This is a genomic window from Sphingomonas horti (assembly GCF_009753715.1).
GTDB lineage: Bacteria > Pseudomonadota > Alphaproteobacteria > Sphingomonadales > Sphingomonadaceae > Sphingomonas_B > Sphingomonas_B horti.
On record NZ_WQMS01000020.1, the window covers coordinates 115,091 to 130,610 of the forward strand.

A 15,520-nucleotide genomic window follows, 5' to 3' on the forward strand; every position below is an offset into this window, starting at 1 on the left:
TTGCCGTGAGGCGCGCGTTAGAAGGTGAAGCGGGCGCCGACGCGGATCGCGTAGAGCGACTGCTTCGAATAGACCGTCGCCTTCGGGTTGTTGAAGGACGAGTAGCGATACTGGGCGCACGCCTGGCCCGAGTTGGTCGCGACCGCGCCGCCGGGGGTGGTCAGGCACTGCACCTGGATCACCGGCACGGTGTACGGGAACGCGAACTCCTGAATCTGGCCCCAGTCCTTGTTGATCAGATTGCCGACATTTTCGATGTCCGCGAACAGCGTGACGCGGGAATCGCCGATGAAGGTCGGGATCTCCTGCTCCACGTGCAGGTCGATCTTGGTGTACCAGCGCGAGTTGAACGCGTTGCGCGGCGCGACCTTGCCCTGGAAGTTCTTCAGCCCGTTCGAGTTGATGAAGGCCTCGAACGCGGACTGCGTCGCCGCCGAGTCATAGGTGACCAGCGGATCGCCGCCGATCTTCGGGACGTACAGCAGGTAGCGCGAGCCGCTGGTGCCGTTGGTGCCCGAGCCGGTGGTGCCGAAGACGGGGCTGCGGCCGCCCGACGGGTCGGTGAAGGTGTAGCTGAACGGATGGCCGATACGGGTCTGGCCGAACAGCGCAACGCGGGTCTTGTAGTCCCCGAAGAAGGCGTGATCGAAGGTCAGGCCATATTTGAAGATATACTTCACCTCGTCGTTCGAGGTCGCATACTGCGCCCGGTTCGGATCGAAGAAGGCGCCGTTCAGATAGTTGGAACCGGCCGTCGACGAGGTCGCCGGCGTCTGGTCCTTCACGTCCTGATAGGTGAAGCTGCCATAGATGTTCAGCCCGAAATCCCAGCTCTTGTCGAACCGGGCGACCGCCACATAGGCGCGGCCCTTGCCGGTGTTGGTGAGCAGGATGTCGGTGCCGGTGTCGTTGAAGTTGCGGGTGCCGTTGGCGTTCAGCGTGACCGGCACGTAGCGCGGACGGCCGTCCGGCGTCAGCAGACCGCTCTGGACCGAACGGATATCGGTGAAGAACACCTGGTTGCGGACCTTCGAGTAGAAGAAGTCCAGCCCGAACCGCCATTCGTCGCCCATGAAGCCGAGATCGGCCGTATAGTCGCCCGACAGCGTTGCGCGCAGCTGCGACGGCAGCTTGAAGTTGGGGTCGAGCGCGTTGGTGGTGCCGGTGGTCGAGACGGAGGCCGCCGACAGCAGGTCGTTGGCCGCGCCCGGAATGGTCGCCGGGTTGACGCCCTGCAGGATCGCCGCGCCGTTGGTCGCATTCACGCCGGTACCGGTGAAGGCGCCGTTGTTCGCCTGGCGAACGTCGATCTGGTTGGTCAGGATGCCCGTGTTCGAGAAGCTGTTCGACACGTACACGTCGGGCGTGCCGCCGCCGAACACGCCGGCGCCGCCGCGGATGGCGATGCGGCTGGTCGGCTTCCAGTCGAAGCCGAAGCGCGGCTGGAACAGGCCGCGGCCCGAGATATACGCATTGTTCACGAACCCGTAGCGCTTGACGAAGTTCGGGTTCAGCGTCGGGTTCGGCGAGCCGCCGTACAGGTCGTAGCGCACGCCGAGCAGCAGGTTCAACGTGTCGGTCAGCCGCCAATTGTCCTGCAGGCCGAAGGTGTAGAGCTGGTAATTGAACTTGGCCGCGGCATCGTCCGGGTCCAGCGACGGCACCGCGTTCGCATATTGGTAGCGCTGCGCATTGCCGGCCTGCAAGTCGGCGATCGAGTCGAAATAATAGTCGCCGGCGCTGCGCTGCAGGAAGGCGTTGAAGATGTTCGTGGTCTGGAACTCGCCGAACAGGCGCAGATCATGGTCTTCGGCCTTCAGACGGGCCTGGACCAGCGTGCCGAACGTGTTGCTGGTCAGCTCGTTGGTCTGGCGCGAGACGTCCGGGCCGAAGCTGACGATCGGAACGCCGCTCGGGCAGGAGGTCGACAGGTTGGTGCCGGTGTCGGTGCCGGTGCCCGGACGGTCCGACGTAGCGGCGGCGCAAACGCGGACCTGCGCGAAGCCGCGACCCAGGATGGGGTCCTGGCCGCGCTTATAGTCCTTGTAGAAGGCGCGGACCTCGGTCGAGAAATTGTCCGACCAGTCGGAGTTCAGGCTGAACACGCCGAAGTGCAGCCGGTTCGACGCCACATAGCCGTTCGATTCCAGGCCCAGGCCCGGCGGCGGCGTGACGAAGCTGTTCTGGTTAAACTTGATCGAGTCCTTCGTGTACGAATAGGTCAGCGACGCGCGCTGGCTGTCCGACAGGTTGGCGTCGAGACGGGCGACGAGGCGGTCGTCCTTGTCGTCCGAGTTGTTGAGCACGCCGCCGGTGTCGTAGTTGAAGCGCTGCTTGGCGATCTGGCTGATCTGGTCGACGATCGCCTGGGTCAGGCCGGGGATCGGCGCGCCGGCGTTGTTGTCGATCGGGCCTTCCGGGATCGGCGTGCCGGCACGGACGCGCTCGCCGGCGACCATGAAGAACAATTTGTCCTTGATGATCGGGCCGGAAATCTCGGCGCCGTAATTCTCGCTCTTGAACTTTGGCAGGTTGACGTGAAGCGACTTGGTCTGGTCACCGGTCAGCTTGTCGCTGTTGTAGCTGTAGAAGCCGGTGCCGTGGAACTCGTTGGTGCCCGACTTCAGGATGGCGTTGATGACGCCGCCCTGGAAGTTGCCTTCGCGTACGTCATAGGGCGCGACGCGGGCCTGGAACTGGCCGATCGCGTCCAGCGGGATGGGCGAGCGGCGGGTCGGCAGCGAGTCCGGGTTGAGGCCGAAATTGTCGGTGATCGGCACGCCGTCGACGGTGAAGCGGTTGTAGCGGGCGTTCTGGCCCGCGAACGAGACGGCGCGGCCGCCCGACGGCGTGTCGTCGAGGCGGGCGAACGGATCGCGCACCGAAAGGTCGCGGATGTCGCGGTTGATCGTCGCGACGGTCTGGATCTGGGTCGCGGTCAGGACCGTCGCCGGACCCTGCGAGACGTTGCCGGCGCGCGCGACCGACGACGCGGTGACGACGATTTCCTCGCCCGCATTCTGGCCGCTCAGCACGGCCAGGTCGAGCGGCAGGTTGAACGGCGTGCCGATCACGGTGAACACGTCCGTCACCTGGGCCTGGTTGCCGTTGATGCTGACGGTGAACGGACCGCCGACGCGCAGGCCGGGCAGCGTGAAAGCACCGGACGCGTCGGTGGTGGTGGTCGACCGCGTGCCCGATGGCACGTGCACGGCCGTGACGGTGGCGCCCGCGACCGGAGCGCCGTTGTCGGTCACCGTGCCGCGAATCGTTGACGTGGTTTCCTGCGCCTGGACGGCAGCCGGAGCGACAAGCGCGGCAATGGCCGCGCCGATAAAGAGATGATTCCGCATTGCTTTCCCCATTGCCGGGCCGTGGCCCGCCCGCGACTCAAGACCAGCAGGCGCTGGCTCTGCTGCGGGCGATATGTTGCGGATCGAAGACTCGCAACGGACTCGGGGGGAGCGCAATTTAACAATCTGTTGTGCGTTGCAAAAAAGACACGCTGGGCGGCCGGGCGAACGCCTATATGCGACGCGGATGAATGCCGCGGAACGTCTCTCCGAAGAATTGAAGGCCGAGGCCGGCCGGATCGGCTTTGCCGCCTGCGGGATCGCGCGCGCGGATGCGGCGCCCCGGTCCGGCGAGCGGCTGCGCGCCTGGCTGGCCGACGGCGCGCATGGCGACATGATCTGGATGGAAAGCCGCGCCGACCAGCGCGCGGCGCCGGCCGGGCTGTGGCCGGAGGTGCGATCGGTGATCGCCCTCGGCATGAGCTACACGCCCTCGACCGATCCTTTGCGGCTCGCTTCCGAGCCGGAGGCCGGGCGCATCTCGGTCTATGCCCAGGGCGCCGACTATCACGATCTGGTGAAGCGCAAGCTGAAGGAGCTGGCGCGCTGGCTGATCGGCGCGGCGGGCGGCGACCTGAAGGTGTTCGTCGATACCGCGCCGGTGATGGAGAAGCCGCTTGCCGAGGCCGCAGGCCTGGGCTGGCAGGGCAAGCACACCAATCTGGTCAGCCGCGACCATGGCAGCTGGCTGTTCCTGGGCGCGATCTTCACGACGCTCGATCTGGAGCCGGACGCGGCCGGCACCGAACGCTGCGGCAGCTGCGACGCCTGCCAGCGCGCCTGCCCGACCGGCGCGTTCCCGGCGCCGTTCCGGCTCGATGCGCGGCGCTGCATTTCCTACCTCACGATCGAGCATAAGGAGGCGATCCCGCGCGACCTCCGGCCAGGCATCGGCAACCGAATCTATGGCTGCGACGATTGCCTGGCGGTCTGCCCCTGGAACAAATTCGCCGACGCGGCCGCCGCCAACCTGGCCTTTGCTCCGCGCGCGGAACTCAGCGCGCCGATGCTGGCCGACCTGCTCCAACTCGACGACGCCGGCTTCCGCCAGCTCTTCGCCGGCTCGCCGATCAAGCGCATCGGCCGCGACCGGATGATGCGGAACTGCCTGATCGCCGCAGGAAACAGCAGCTCGCCGGGGCTGGTGAGGGCCGTGCGGGCGCAGCTTGACGATCCGAACCCGATCGTCAGAGGCGCGGCGGTGTGGGCACTGGGGCGGCTGGATGCCGACGCGTTTGCGGAGGAACGGGAGGCGCGCTTCGCCGTCGAAGCAGATGAGGATGTGAGGAACGAGTGGGCAGCGATGTCCGTCATCCCGGCGAAAGCCGGGACCCACCTTTACCTTTGAGACGCAGCAAGAAGGTAGGTCCCGGGTCAAGCCCGCGATGACGGCGTCACTCAGCCGCGCGCGCCTCGTCCAGTTCCTCGCGCCAGCGAAACGCCAGGTCTTCCCAGACCAGCGGCCGGCCGTCCTGCGACAGCACGCGCACGTCGGCGACCGGCATCAGGTCGCGCTTGTCGACCAGCACCGGGTTGGACGGGCAGCCGGTCTCCCACTTCTCGCCCCATTGCCTGAGCGCGATCATGGTGGGCAGCAGGTCCAGCCCCTTTTCGGTCAACCGATATTCGATCTTGCGCCGGTCCTCCGGGCAGGGCTCGCGGTCGAGGATGCCGACGTCGACCAGCCGGCCGAGCCGGTTGGCGAGGATGTTGCGCGCGATGCCCAGGTTGGACTGGATTTCCTCGAAATGCTTCAGGCCGTTGAAGGCCGCGCGCAGGATCAGGAAGGACCAGCGCTCGCCCATCGCTTCCAGCGCCTTGGGCAGGCTGCATTCCGCGGCGATCTGCGCAAGCGGTTCTCTCAGGCCCATCCGATCCTCTTCCCCGTTGTCGAAAACCTAGCCGAAGCCGCCGCGTTCACAAAGCGGCAAAAATAATTTCAGTTTCCAGTTGCAACCTAAAACCTAATCGACTAGGTAGCGATTCGCAACTGAAATCGAAAAGGGACGGAACATGGTACGGATTGCAGCTTTCACCGCGGCGCTCGCCGGCGCGCTGACCCTCGGCTCGGCGGCGGTGGCGCAGCCGAACGGCAATTTCTACAGCGTCACGCTGGCCCAGCCGGCCGCGGCCAAGACGGTGGTGCGCGACATGATCGTCAATTGCGACGGCGCCGTCTGCGCGGCCGCCCAGGGCACCAGCCGCCCCGCGATCGTCTGCGCCAGCATCGCCCGCGAGCTCGGCCCGGTGACGGCCTTCCGCGCCGGCGACCAGTCGCTGGACGGCGAAGCGCTCGCCAAGTGCAACGCCAAGGCGGACACGACCAAGGTCGCCGGCCGCTAACCCGACCCGAACGCAAGCGGACGCTCCCTCTCAGTCCGCACACCTCCGCCGGGGCCGCAAGGCTCCGGCGGTTGTTTTTTGCCGATTGCTGTTGCGTTGAAGCACCGGTTTCCCGATCTTGTCCCTGTGCTGAGGCAGTATGAATTGGTCGAGCGGGTCAAGAGTTACGATCCGGAGGCGGACGAAGCGCTGATCAACCGCGCCTATGTCTTTTCGATGCAGGCGCACGGCACGCAGAAGCGGGCGTCGGGCGACCCCTATTTCAGCCACCCGATCGAAGTCGCCGGCATCCTGACCGACCTGCGCCTCGACGACGAGACGATCGCGACCGCGATCCTGCACGACACGATCGAGGACACGGTCGCCACGCACGAGGAGATCGAGGCGAAGTTCGGCGCCAACGTCGCCCGGCTGGTCGACGGCGTCACCAAGCTGTCGAAGATCGAGGCGCAGACTGAGAACCAGCGCGCCGCCGAAAACCTGCGCAAATTCCTGCTGGCGATGTCCGACGACATTCGCGTGCTGCTGGTGAAGCTCGCCGACCGGCTCCACAACATGCGCACGCTCCACTTTATCAAGGACGAGGACAAGCGCCGCCGGATCGCCCGCGAGACGATGGACATCTATGCCCCGCTCGCGGAGCGGATCGGCATGTACGAGTTCATGAACGAGATGCAGACGCTCGCGTTCAGGCAACTCGAGCCGGAAGCGTACGAGTCGATCACCAAGCGGCTGGCGCAGCTTCACGAAGGCGGCGGCGACCGGATCGCGCGGATCGCGTCGGGCCTGAAGCTGCTGCTTTCGAGAAACGGCATCGAAAGCGAAGTGACCGGGCGCGAGAAGCATCCCTATTCGATCTGGCGCAAGATGGCGGAGCGCCACATCAGCTTCGAGCAATTGTCGGACGTGATGGCGTTCCGCGTGATCGTTCCGTCCACCCAGGACTGCTACAAGGCGCTGGGCGTGATCCATGCGCGCTGGCCGATGGTCCCGGGCCGGTTCAAGGACTATATCTCAACGCCGAAGCGCAACGGCTATCGTTCGCTCCACACGTCGGTGATCCATGCCGAGAATATGCGGATCGAAATCCAGATCCGCTCCGCCGACATGCACGCCCAGGCCGAATTCGGACTTGCCGCGCACTGGGCCTACAAGCAGGCGCAGGAAAGGCCGGACACGCAGGTCCGCTGGATCAGGGACCTGATCGAGATCCTCGACACAGCCGAGAGCCCGGAAGAGCTGCTCGAGCACACGCGGATGGCAATGTACCAGGACCGGATCTTTGCCTTCACGCCGAAGGGCGAGCTGATCCAGCTCCCCAAGGGCGCGACGCCGGTCGATTTCGCCTATGCCGTCCATACGGACCTGGGCGACCAGACGGTCGGCGCCAAGGTCAATGGGCGGGTGGTGCCGCTGCGCACGACGATCAGCAACGGCGACCAGGTCCAGATCCTGAAGTCGAAGGCGCAGGAGCCGCAGCCCGGCTGGTTGAACTTCGTCGTGACCGGCAAGGCGCGCGCCGCCGTGCGACGATTCGTGCGGCACAAGGAGCGCGACGAGCTGATCGCGCTGGGCCGCAAGCTGTATGACGAGATCGTCCAGCGGCTGCCGGCGCAGCTGGGCGAAGAGGCGCTCCGCAATGCGATGCAGCGGTTGAAGGTCGGCGACGAGGCGAGCCTGATGATCGCGGTCGCGCGCGGCACGATCGGCGACGTCGCGCTGATGGAAGCGCTCATGCCCGGCTCCGCCGGCGGCGACGTCAGCACCAAGCCGCCCGCCCAGCGCGAGGCGATCTCTATCAAGGGACTGACGCCGGGCGTCGCCTTCGACCTCGCCCAATGCTGCCATCCGCTGCCGGGCGACCGGATCGTCGGGCTCAGGCGCCCCGACGAGGCCATTCAGGTCCACACGATCGACTGCGTCAACCTGGCCGACGGCGTCGATGCCGATTGGGTGGACCTGGCCTGGGGCGACAAGTCCGATGGCGGCACTGCGCGCCTCAGCGTCGTGCTGAAGAATGAGCCGGGGTCACTGGCGGTGATGAGCGGGATTTTCGGGGCCCATAAGGCCAATATCCTGAACCTCCGCCTCACCAATCGCGACGGCGCGTTCCACACGTTCCAGGTCGATCTGGAAGTGCACGACCTCCAGCATCTGGTCCGCATCCTGGCGGCGCTGCGTGCGGCGGATGCCGTGGCGAGCGCCGAGCGGCTCTAGCCACGCGAAAAGGCCGGCCGTCTCGCGACGGCCGGCCTCTCCTCCTCGCAGTGCGGTCAGGCGACGACGCGCGTGACGCGGCTGCGGCGGCGCGTGGCGGCGCCGAGCAGGCCAAAGCCGCCCAGCAGCATCGCCCAGGTCGCCGGTTCGGGAACCGCCGAGATCGGCACCGTCACCTGGCCGAGCGTGAACACGGCGGTGTTGGAGCCGGCCGGCACGCCGTCCGGGTTGTTCTTCGTCGTCAGCGTGAAGAACGCGTCGATGGTCTGGCCATTGAAGGTCGAGCGCGCGCCCAGGCCATTGAAGTCGAACGGCGAGAACGGGCCGCCGGTGTTCCGGAAGTCCGGCCCGACATAGGTGAAGACCAGGTTCGCGACGTTCGGATCGTCGTTGAAGCCGGGGGTCACGAAGGCTCCGGGCGAGCTGTTCTCGACCGAGCCGACCACGTTGGCGGACGGCGTGAAGATCGATCCGTCGATATAGCCGGCGAAATCGAAGATGATCAGGCGGTCGCCGGAGCGCACGCCTTCGTCGGGACCGAGAGTGCCCTGATAGTTCCAGGTGTAATCCCCGGGACCGTTGGTATTCACGCTCGCCAGCGTGAGAACCGCCGCACCCGCGGGACCTGCGAATGCAATTGCCGCTGCCGCGGCCAAGACCCATTTTTTCATGCTCATACTCCCTGAGCGAACGACCCCCGCTCGATCGGAAAGCTGGCGTAACCTTTCCAGCCGCACCTAGAACGATGCCGGGCCACTCCGGTTCATTCAGAATTAATGTTTATTCGAACGGTTCATCTCCGGAATGAAACAGTTCGTCGCTTCGAGTGCGAAATGAGTGGTCCACCTGCCCCGCTGGACAGTTGAGCCGTTGCGGACCGGTGCCGGGCCGGCCGCTCAAAACATAACCCCCTGAAGCGAACAGAGCCCCGCCGCGCAAGCGACGGGGCTCCTTCGCCATCGTAAAGCCGATCGGTCAGGCGATCGCTTGCTTCAGCCTGTCGACAAGGTCGGTGCGCTCCCAGCTGAACAGGTCGCCATCGGGCTTGCGGCCGAAATGGCCATAAGCCGCAGTCGGGCCGTAGATCGGCTTGTTGAGGCCGAGATGGGTGCGAATGCCCTTGGGCGTCAGCTTCACCAGCTGCGGCAGCAGCTGCTCCAGCTTCTCGGCGCTGGCGCCGTTCCGCTCGGTGCCGTGCAGGTCGACATAGAGCGACAGCGGCTCGGCGATCCCGATCGCGTAGGAAAGCTGGATCGTGCAGCGCTTGGCGAGGCCGGCCGCGACGACGTTCTTGGCGAGATAGCGCGCGACATAAGCGGCCGAGCGGTCCACCTTGGTCGGGTCCTTGCCGCTGAAGGCGCCGCCGCCGTGCGGCGCCGCGCCGCCATAGGTGTCGACGATGATCTTGCGGCCGGTCAGGCCCGCATCGCCGTCCGGGCCGCCGATCTCGAAACGGCCGGTCGGGTTGACGTAGATCTTCGTCTCGTCGCTGACGAAGCCGGCGGGCAGCACGTCGTTGAACACGCCGACGACATAGTCGCGCAGCTGCGCATATTTCGCGGCATCCGAACCTTCCCGGCCATCATCGCAATAGCCGGGCGCATGCTGGGTGGAGACGACCAGCGCGGTCGCCGCGACCGGCTCGCCATTTTCGTAGCGCAGCGTCACCTGGCTCTTCGCATCGGGCTCGAGGAACGGGACGGTGCCGTCGTGGCGATCCTTGGCGAGCCGCTCCAGAATCCGGTGCGAGTAATAGAGCGTGGCGGGCAGCAGGTCCGGGGTTTCGTCGGTCGCGTAGCCGAACATGATGCCCTGGTCGCCGGCGCCTTCGTCCTTGTTGCCGCTCTCGTCGACACCCTGCGCGATATGCGCGGACTGGCCATGCAGGTGGTTGTCGAAATCGGCGGTCTGCCAGTGAAACCCGCCCTGCTCGTAGCCGATCTTCTGGACGACGTGACGCACGACCTGTTCGATCTCATCGCGCACGCCGGGCGCCCAGCCATGGGTGTCGGCGAACTGCTCCTCGTCATAGGCGCCGCGGCAGCGGATTTCCCCGCCGATCACGATGCGCTGCGTGGTCACCAGCGTCTCGCAGGCGACGCGGGCTTCCGGGTCCTTCGACAGGAACAGGTCGACCACGGCGTCGGAAATCTGGTCGGCGACCTTATCGGGATGGCCCTCGGACACCGATTCGGACGTGAAAAGATAGTTTGAGCGCATCGTCGGTCCTGTAGTAGGGCAGGCGCGAAGCCCGCATATAAAGATATGTTTATGTGTGCACGCCTCTAGCGGCGGCGAAGGCGAATGACAACGCCCAAAGCGGTGAGAATGAGCGCCAGCAGGGCCGGCAACAGGTTGCCGAGGCGAGAGAAGGCGGTCCACGCCGCGGGCGCTGGAAGCGCTGCGTCGAGCACGCCGGCCTTGCCGAGGCCGATCGTGCCGAGCAGCCGGCCATCAGGGCCGATGACGGCTGAGATGCCGGTGGGCGTGGCGCGGACGATCGTCATGCCTTCCTCGACGGCCCGCAGCCGCGCCTGCGCCAGATGCTGCGGCGGCCCCCAGCGACCGAACCAGGCGTCGTTCGACGGATTGAACAGAAAGATCGGCCGGTGCGCCCGATCGATGACCTGGCCCGAAAAGATGATTTCGTAGCAGATCTGGAACCCGACCGGGCCGACGCCCGGAATGTCGAACGTCACGGGCCCCGGCCCGGGCCAGAAATCGAGATCGCCCGGCACCAGCCGCGACAGGCCGAGCGGGGTCAGGATCGAGCGCATCGGCAGATACTCGCCGTAGGGCACGAGATGCGCCTTGTCGTAGCGGGCGAGGATGCGCGCGTCCGGTCCCATTGCGAACACGCTGTTGCGGCCGCCGATGGCACGGCCCGAACGGTCATATTCGAGCGCGATGCCGCCGGTCAGCAGCACGTCGTTCGGGCCCAGCGCCCTGGCGACATAGCGGCGCAGCCCCGGCTCCTCGGCCAGCAAATAGCCATTGTCGATCGCCGCCTCAGGCCAGAGCAGCAGCCGCGGCGCGGGACCGGGAGGACCCGACATGCGCACCAATTCGCGGATATGGTCGGCCTGTGCATCGACGTCCTGCTTCTCGTCCTGGCTGACATTCGGCTGGACGATGCGGACGTGCGGGCCAGGCTGCAGATTCGGTATGCGCGATGTCGGCAGGAGGAGGAGGCCGAGCATCAGCGCCGCCCTTGCCCATTGCTGCCAACGATGATCGATGAATGCCGACCGGAGCATGTCGGCCAACAGGATTGTGAAACCGCCGACGCCGTAAGTTCCGATGAGCGTCAGCAATCCGGGTGGTCCCGGCGCTGCCCAGATCGCCGCGAGCGGATTCCAGGCAAAGCCGGTGAACAGGGTGGCGCGAAGCCATTCGGTCGCAATCCAGGCCGCGGCGAAGAAGAAGGAGAATGAAACGTCCCTCTCTCCGTCCCGGAGCGGGCTGACCAGGCAAGCGGCTGCGGCCCCCAGCGCCGGAAACACGGCCAGGTAAAGCGACAGCGCGACCACCGCGCCATAGCCGAACCAGTGCGGCATCGTGTCCTGGTAGGTGAAGGCGTGCGCGATCCAATTGAGGCCGACGGTGAAATGGCCGAGCGCGAACAGCCACATGCGCCAGAAGGCGCTCCGCCAGGACGGGGCCATAGCCAGCAAGTGGATCAGCAGCGCCAGGCACAAGAGCATGACCGGCCAGAGATCGAGCGGCGCGAAGCCGGTCGCCGACAGCGCGCCTGCGGCCAGCGCGAGTAGCTTCGGATAACGGAGCACGGCGGCGCTATCGCGCGCCTTTGCCGCCGTTGCAATCGCGCGTAAGGAGCGTGTCGATGCTTCCACTCGCCATGGCGCTCGCCGCCGCCGCTCCCTTGCCGCTCAGCGATGTCCAGGTGCGCCAGGTCCGCTGCGTCGCCGTGCTCGCCATCGTTGCCGGCGAGCAGGAACGGCGCGCGGCCGCCGCGCTGTCGCTGCCGCCACTCGCGCGCCGGGGCGCCCGTTTCGCGCAAGTCGTCGGCGATGCGCTGGTGAAGGATACCGGCCGAACGCAAGAACAGGTCCGTGACCTGATCCTGCGGCAGGTCGCCGCGGTCCAGAAAGCGGCGGGAAAGACTGCGGAGCCGCCGATCGACGAAGCCCGTGGCTGCGTCGAGGTGATGAACGCGGTCGCGCCGCCGCTGCCGCCGCCGAGCGCGATCCAATGTGCCGGGCTGCTGAAGCTTGCCGCCGACGACGTCCACAAGCGGGAAGGGATGAGCAAGACCGCAATGGACCTGATGACCATCGCCTCGCTGGTGGAAGACCGCGCCCGCACCGAATTGCGCGCTGCCGGCAAGAGCGAGGCGGAAAGCGACCGGGAACTGACGCTCGCGCGTGAGGCGATCGCCGCCGACCCGAAATCGGCACCCGAAATGGAAGCCTGTGTGGAGCTTGCCCAGCCATGAGACCGTTTCACCTCGCCTTTCCGGTCCACGACCTGGACGCGGCCCGTGGCTTCTATGGCGGCCTGCTCGGCTGCCGCGAGGGTCGCAGTTCCGACCGCTGGATCGATTTCGACCTCTACGGCCACCAGATCGTCGCGCATCTGGACGAAGGGACCCGGCCCGTCGGCGCCAGCAACCCGGTCGACGGCCATGACGTGCCGGTGCCGCATTTCGGGGTAGTGCTGACGATGGCCGACTGGCAGGCGCTGGCCAACCGGCTGAAGGCGGCCGGCACCGCGTTCGGGATCGAGCCGCACCTGCGCTTCAAAGGGCAGGTCGGCGAGCAGGCGACGATGTTCTTCCGCGATCCCAGCGGCAATGCGCTCGAGTTCAAGGCCTTTGCCGACGATTCGATGCTGTTCGCGACCTGATCGGGAGCGCTATCCGCTCTGCTTGCTCCGCCGGGGCCGCTCCCTTACATCGCGCGCATGAGTTCGACCAACGACATCCGGCGCAGTTTTCTCGACTATTTCGAAAGCGAGGGGCATGCGCGCGTGCCCTCGGCGCCGCTGGTGCCGCAGAACGATCCGACGCTGATGTTCGTGAATGCCGGCATGGTGCCGTTCAAGAACGTGTTCACCGGCCTGGAGACGCGGCGCTATTCGACCGCGACCAGCTCGCAGAAATGCGTCCGCGCGGGCGGCAAGCATAACGACCTGGACAATGTCGGCTATACCGCGCGGCATCATACCTTCTTTGAAATGCTCGGGAATTTCTCGTTCGGCGATTATTTCAAGGAACGGGCGATCTCGCTCGCCTGGACCCTGATCACGCGCGAATGGGGCCTCGATCCGAGCCGGCTGCTGGCGACCGTCTATCATACCGACGACGAGGCGTTCGATCTCTGGAAGAAGATTTCAGGGCTGCCGGAAAGCCGGATCATCCGCATCCCGACCAAAGACAATTTCTGGGCGATGGGCGATAACGGCCCGTGCGGCCCGTGCTCCGAAATCTTCTACGACCACGGCGAGCACATTCCCGGCGGTCCTCCCGGCAGCCCGGACGAGGACGGTGACCGCTTCACCGAGATCTGGAACCTCGTCTTCATGCAGTTCGAGCAGGAAGCGAATGAGATCGTCGGCAACCTGCCCAAGCCCTCGATCGACACCGGCATGGGGCTGGAGCGGATCGCGGCCGTGCTCCAGGGCGTGCACGACAATTACGACACCGACACGTTCAAGGCCCTGATCGCCGAATCCGGCGCGCTGACCGGCACCGCGACGACCGGCGCGAACCAGGCCAGCCACCGCGTGATTGCTGACCATCTCCGCGCGTCGGGCTTCCTGGTTGCCGACGGCGTGCTGCCGGCGAATGAAGGCCGCGGCTATGTGCTTCGGCGGATCATGCGGCGCGCGATGCGTCACGCCCACCTGCTGGGGGCTAGGGAGCCGCTGATGCACCGGCTGGTGCCCTCGCTGGTCGCGGAAATGGGCGGCGCCTACCCCGAGCTGGTGCGCGCGCAGCCGCTGATCGAGGCGACTTTGGCGCAGGAAGAGACGCGCTTTCGCCAGACCCTGGCGAACGGCCTCAAGCTGCTCGACGAGGCGACCGGCGGCATGAAGCCAGGCGAGACGCTGCCCGGCACGGTCGCATTCAAGCTCTACGACACCTACGGCTTCCCCTATGACCTGACCGAGGACGCACTGCGCGCTCAGGGCTTCGGTGTCGATCGCCTCGGCTTCGACGAGGCGATGGCCGAGCAGAAGGCGGCGGCGCGGGCGGCGTGGAAGGGGTCGGGCGCCAAGGCGTCGGAAGATGTCTGGTTCGACCTGGCCGAGGCGAACGGATCGACCGAGTTCATCGGCTATACCGGCACCGAGGGCGAGGGCGAGGTCGTCGCGATCGTGAAGGACGGGCAGCCGGTCCAGCACGCATCGGCCGGCGAGAAGGTCGTGCTGCTGACCAACCAGACGCCATTCTATGCCGAGAGCGGCGGCCAGATGGGCGATGCCGGCCTCGTGACCGGCGACAAGGGCTTGCGCGCGGTCGTCGACGACACGACCAAGCCGCTCGGGCGCCTTCACGCGCACCATATGATGATCGAGAATGGCGAGGTCGCGATCGGCGACACCGTCCGCCTGCTGGTCGATACCGAGCGGCGCGATCGCATCCGCGCGAACCATTCGGCGACGCACCTGCTGCACGCGGCTTTGCGCAGGCGGCTGGGCGGCCATGTGACCCAGAAGGGCTCGCTGGTCGCGGCCGATCGCTTCCGGTTCGACTTCTCGCATCCCTCTGCGCTGACCGCGCAGGAAATCGCGGATGTGGAGGCGGACGTTAACGCGCAGATCCGCGCGAACGAGGCGGTCTCGACGCGGCTGATGACGCCCGAGGATGCGATCGCCGCCGGCGCGATGGCGCTGTTCGGTGAGAAATACGGCGACGAAGTGCGCGTGCTGACGATGGGCCGCGACGCCTATTCGGTAGAGCTGTGCGGCGGCACGCACGTCGCCGCGACCGGCGACATCGCCCTGTTCAAGATCGTGTCGGAAAGCGCGGTCTCGTCGGGCGTGCGGCGGATCGAGGCGCTGACCGGCGAAGCGGCGCGGCAATGGCTGATCCAGCGCGACGAACGGCTGCGCGAGGCGGCGTCCGCCCTGAAGTCGGCCCCCGAGGAAGTGCCGGCCCGCGTCGCCGCGCTGATCGAGGAGCGGCGGCGACTCGAGCGTGAGCTCGCCGAGGCGAAGAAGGCCTTGGCGCTGAGCGGCGGGGGCAAGGCGGAAGCGGCGGGACCGGAGCAGGTCGGCGGCCACGGCTTTATCGGCCAGGTCGTCGAGGGGCTTGATCCCAAGGGCCTGCGCGGCGCGGTCGACGAGCTGAAGGCGCGGGTCGGCTCCGGCGTCGCGGTGTTGGTCGCGGTCAATGACGGCCGCGCGTCGGTCGCGGTCGGCGTGACTGACGACCTCGCGGCCAAGCGCAACGCGGTCGAGCTGGTCCGGCGCGCGGTTGCCGCGCTTGGCGGACAAGGCGGCGGCGGCCGACCCGACATGGCGCAGGGCGGCGGGCCGGACGGCGCGCAGGCGGCCGAAGCGGTCGCAGCGGTCAAGGCAGCGCTGGGCGAAATGGCCGAGGCCGCCTGACTGCTCCTCGTCACCCCGGACTTGATCCGGGG

General features: G+C 66.7%; 11 protein-coding genes. 6 read left to right on the forward strand and 5 right to left on the reverse strand.

Features of this window, described 5'->3' with window-relative positions; genetic code table 11:
• Window positions 1–17: 17 nt before the first annotated feature.
• Window positions 18–3,353, reverse strand: a complete 3,336-nt coding sequence (locus tag GON01_RS16025) for a TonB-dependent receptor (RefSeq protein WP_157028391.1) — start codon at window positions 3,351–3,353, stop codon at window positions 18–20.
• A gap of 187 nt (window positions 3,354–3,540) precedes the next feature.
• Between GON01_RS16025 and queG the strand changes: the two genes are divergently transcribed.
• Window positions 3,541–4,701, forward strand: a complete 1,161-nt coding sequence (gene queG, locus GON01_RS16030; RefSeq protein ID WP_157028392.1) for a tRNA epoxyqueuosine(34) reductase QueG — start codon at window positions 3,541–3,543, stop codon at window positions 4,699–4,701.
• 46 nt (window positions 4,702–4,747) lie between these two features.
• Here the strand turns inward: queG and GON01_RS16035 are convergent, their stop codons facing one another.
• Window positions 4,748–5,224 carry a winged helix-turn-helix transcriptional regulator gene (locus GON01_RS16035; protein WP_157028393.1) on the reverse strand — a complete coding sequence of 159 codons (477 nt, stop codon included), beginning with the start codon at window positions 5,222–5,224 and terminating at the stop codon, window positions 4,748–4,750.
• Between the two features lie 142 nt (window positions 5,225–5,366).
• Here GON01_RS16035 and GON01_RS16040 point away from each other — a divergent pair, with 142 nt between their 5' ends.
• Window positions 5,367–5,696 (forward strand): CC_3452 family protein, encoded by a 330-nt coding sequence (locus tag GON01_RS16040; protein WP_157028394.1) that lies wholly within the window; start codon window positions 5,367–5,369, stop codon window positions 5,694–5,696.
• A gap of 126 nt (window positions 5,697–5,822) precedes the next feature.
• Complete coding sequence (locus GON01_RS16045; RefSeq protein WP_181600288.1) at window positions 5,823–7,913, forward strand: RelA/SpoT family protein; 2,091 nt, start codon at window positions 5,823–5,825, stop codon at window positions 7,911–7,913.
• 56 nt (window positions 7,914–7,969) lie between these two features.
• Here the strand turns inward: GON01_RS16045 and GON01_RS17115 are convergent, their stop codons facing one another.
• From GON01_RS17115 to lnt, 3 genes are all read right to left on the reverse strand, one after another.
• Window positions 7,970–8,584 (reverse strand): PEPxxWA-CTERM sorting domain-containing protein, encoded by a 615-nt coding sequence (locus GON01_RS17115; RefSeq protein ID WP_232328922.1) that lies wholly within the window; start codon window positions 8,582–8,584, stop codon window positions 7,970–7,972.
• Window positions 8,585–8,888: 304 nt separating this feature from the next.
• Complete coding sequence (gene metK / locus GON01_RS16055) at window positions 8,889–10,133, reverse strand: methionine adenosyltransferase (protein WP_157028396.1); 1,245 nt, start codon at window positions 10,131–10,133, stop codon at window positions 8,889–8,891.
• A 65-nt stretch (window positions 10,134–10,198) separates the two neighbouring features.
• Window positions 10,199–11,701, reverse strand: a complete 1,503-nt coding sequence (gene lnt / locus GON01_RS16060) for an apolipoprotein N-acyltransferase (protein ID WP_309503937.1) — start codon at window positions 11,699–11,701, stop codon at window positions 10,199–10,201.
• A 56-nt stretch (window positions 11,702–11,757) separates the two neighbouring features.
• Between lnt and GON01_RS16065 the strand changes: the two genes are divergently transcribed.
• The 3 genes from GON01_RS16065 to alaS are packed head-to-tail and all read left to right on the forward strand — an operon-like array spanning window position 11,758 to window position 15,488.
• The gene (locus GON01_RS16065; protein WP_157028397.1) at window positions 11,758–12,369 is read left to right on the forward strand and encodes a hypothetical protein; all 612 of its coding nucleotides are present in this window, start codon (window positions 11,758–11,760) and stop codon (window positions 12,367–12,369) included.
• Window positions 12,366–12,779, forward strand: coding sequence for a VOC family protein (locus GON01_RS16070; protein WP_157028398.1), 414 nt, complete (start codon window positions 12,366–12,368; stop codon window positions 12,777–12,779). The genes GON01_RS16065 and GON01_RS16070 overlap by 4 nt, the downstream gene beginning before the upstream one ends.
• 57 nt (window positions 12,780–12,836) lie before the next feature.
• On the forward strand, window positions 12,837–15,488 hold the full coding sequence (gene alaS / locus GON01_RS16075; RefSeq protein ID WP_157028399.1) for an alanine--tRNA ligase: 2,652 nt from the start codon (window positions 12,837–12,839) through the stop codon (window positions 15,486–15,488).
• The last annotated feature ends 32 nt before the right edge of the window (window positions 15,489–15,520 follow it).